Below are 2,763 nucleotides of genomic sequence, written 5' to 3'. Positions count from 1 at the left end.
TACTATGTCGCCATTCCAAAAGAGTTCGAACATGGCGGCAACGTTACGGTGCTCGCAAACGCTAGCCGATCCTCGGTGATGATCGACCTCTACATTGAATAAGGCGCATGCGGCAGCTAACGGGCCCTTGCGCATCGAAAGCTGCCGTTCCGCTTTCCACCCAGTCTTGGCCGTTCGGCGTCGCCGCCGAAGCTGCCCCTTATGGGTGCACGACCTGGAACGATTGGGACACAGCCGAACGAACGGCGCCCGGCCAACCCCTCACCGCCCCGGATGCGCCTTCTTCCAGCGCGCCTCGCCCGCCGCCTCGGCGCGTTCCATGGCGGCGTTGCGACCGCGCACGAGGAAGGACCATTGGTATGCGCGCAGATGCTTGCGGAATTCGGGGTCGGCGATGCGCGGCTGCCCGGTCAGGCCCGCCTTGGCCCAGCCGTAGAGCGTCGCGAGCGCACCGATCACGAACGGGCGATGGCGCGCGCGGTGCGCGGCGGCGGCGAGCACGAAGGCGGGCGACGATCCCATCATCCACTGCCCGGTGCCCAGCCGCATGCGCCCCTTGACGATGCTCTTGTCGCTCGACCCCATCGGCCGGAGGTGCAGGAAGCGGAGCGCCGGTTCGTCGACCGATCGCGCCTTCCACCCCAGCATGCGCCCCTTGTAGCAATCGATGCCGTCCCACAGCACCTGCGGCACCAGCCCGCCGATCTCGTCGAAATATTCGCGCCGCCAGAACTTGGTCATGCCGAGCGAGACGTCGTCGCCGATATGCTCGCTGATCAGCTCGCCCTCGAAGCTTTCGTCGGTGTTGGTCGGCCCCGGATAATATGCCTTGCCCGACACGGTGCCGAGGCGCGGGTCGGCCGCCATCAGCTCCAGCAGCCGCTCGAAATAGCCGCGCGGCAGGTCCAGATCCATGTCAAGCTTGGTCAGGAAGTCATGATTGTACGGCTTGGCGACTTCCCACCCCTCGTAGAACGCCTCGACCACGCCGCCGCCGACGCGGCGCTGCCCGCGATTCTTGCGCTGGATCACCTTGATGTACGGATATTTGGCTTCATACTCGGCCAGGATCTTCGGGGTGGCGTCGGTCGACCCGTCGTCCACGATCACGAACAGATCGGGCGGCACGGTCTGGTTGACCACCGACTCCAGCGTCCGGCGCATATATTTCTCTTCGTCGCGCACGGGGCTGACGATGCAGTAGGTCTGGCGCTTGCCGCTCATAAGTCCCCCTTGCGGGCGGCGTCGATCGCCGCCTCCAGTCGATCCCAGTTGATATCGTCGGAAAACTCTTTCCGGACATGGTCGCGGCCCGCAAGCCCCATTGCGCGGCGCGCGGGCGGATCGTCGATCATCCGGCGGAGCGCGGTCGCGAGCGCGTCGACATCGTCGGGCGGCACCAGCAGCCCGCTCGTCTCGTCCTCGACCAGCTCGGCGATCGTCTCCAGCCGCCCGGCGATCACCGGCTTGCCCGCCGCCATCGCCTCCATCAGCACCACGGGAATGCCGTCGCGGTCGCCGGTCGAGGAGGTGCGGCACGGCAGCGCGAAGATCGCACCCGAGCGGATCAAGGCGAGCGCGGCCGCATGCGGCTGCGCGCCGAGGAAGTCGACTTTGTCCGCGACGCCCTCGGCCTCGGCCAGCGCGACCAGCGCCTGCCGCTCGGGGCCGTCGCCCGCGATGCGCAGCCGCATGCCCGGCGCGTCGATCCGGGCGAAGGCGCGGATCAGCAGGTCGAACCCCTTCTTCGCCACCAGCCGCCCGACCGAGACGATGTCGCGCCCCTCCTCCGCCGACGGCGGCACCGTCACCGAACAGCGGATCACCGGCCGATCCCCGCCCGGGACGATCGCGTCATAGAAACCCTGGTGCCAGCGGCTGATCGAGGACACGAACGCCGCCTCGCGCAGCTTGAACGCCAGCGCCTCGCGATGGACGAACAGATCGTTGGCGTGGCCCGTGAAGCTGAACGTCGCCCCCACCGCGCGCGCCAGATACAGCGCGACCGTCGCGGGCGTGTTCGCCAGATGCGCGTGGACGTGGCCGATCCCGGCATCGCGCAGCCGCCATCCGGCGGTCAGCCCCATATAGGCCTGCGTCAGGAATTTGGCGCGCGCCTTGGCGCCCGACAGATCGACCGCCAGCGCATCGCGCGCGGCCCGCGCAAACTGTCCCGGCATGGCCGCCATCGCGCGCGGCAGCGCCACGGCGGTGGCGCGCGAATAGACGAGCACAGCTTCCTTCGCGAGCTCATCCAGCTCGGGATCGCCGAACGGCCCCTGCGGCGCGCGCACCGATACCGGCACGATCCGGCGCCCGCGTCCGCGCAGGCCGCGCAGCTCGCGGTGCACGAACGTTTCCGACAGGGTCGGCAGGCGCGTGCCGACATAGGCGACCGCGCCTTTGCCCCCGTTCGATGCGTTCCCCCGCGCCATTCTTCGCTTCCTTCCCCGCCATCTTTCGCAGCGCAACAAAAAATCGACTCGCCAGCCGCGACAAATTCCCTAGAGCGGGCGCGTGACATCCGCAGCAGCAAAACCGCGTGTGGGTTATGTGGTGATCGGCCGCAACGAAGGCGAGCGGCTGAAGGCCTGCCTGCGCGCGATCGAGCCGGGATCGGACGTGGTCTATGTCGATTCGGGATCGACCGACGGCAGCGTCGCCTTCGCCGAAGGGCTCGGTTTCTCGACCGTTTTGCTCGATACCAGCAAGGGCTTCACCGCCGCGCGCGCGCGCAACGCCGGCTTGCGCGCGCTCGACGGG

General features: G+C 68.2%; 3 protein-coding genes. 1 reads left to right on the top strand and 2 read right to left on the bottom strand.

Annotation, left to right across the window (positions count from 1 at the left end; translation table 11 throughout):
• Positions 1 to 261 precede the first annotated feature (261 nt).
• Positions 262 to 1,224: a glycosyltransferase family 2 protein gene (locus ACOJSF_RS10610; protein WP_420142172.1), complete on the bottom strand. Its 963-nt coding sequence runs from the start codon at positions 1,222 to 1,224 to the stop codon at positions 262 to 264.
• The gene (locus tag ACOJSF_RS10605) at positions 1,221 to 2,435 is read right to left on the bottom strand and encodes a glycosyltransferase (protein ID WP_420142171.1); all 1,215 of its coding nucleotides are present in this window, start codon (positions 2,433 to 2,435) and stop codon (positions 1,221 to 1,223) included. The genes ACOJSF_RS10610 and ACOJSF_RS10605 overlap by 4 nt, the downstream gene beginning before the upstream one ends.
• 82 nt (positions 2,436 to 2,517) lie before the next feature.
• Here ACOJSF_RS10605 and ACOJSF_RS10600 point away from each other — a divergent pair.
• Positions 2,518 to 2,763, top strand: a 246-nt coding sequence (locus ACOJSF_RS10600; RefSeq protein WP_420142170.1) for a glycosyltransferase family 2 protein, incomplete at its 3' end; no start/stop codon positions are given.

This window comes from Sphingomonas sp., from assembly GCF_048594985.1.
Classification (GTDB): domain Bacteria; phylum Pseudomonadota; class Alphaproteobacteria; order Sphingomonadales; family Sphingomonadaceae; genus Sphingomonas_I.
Note: the sequence above shows the minus strand (reverse complement) of the source record. Positions and strands in the feature narration are given on the sequence as shown.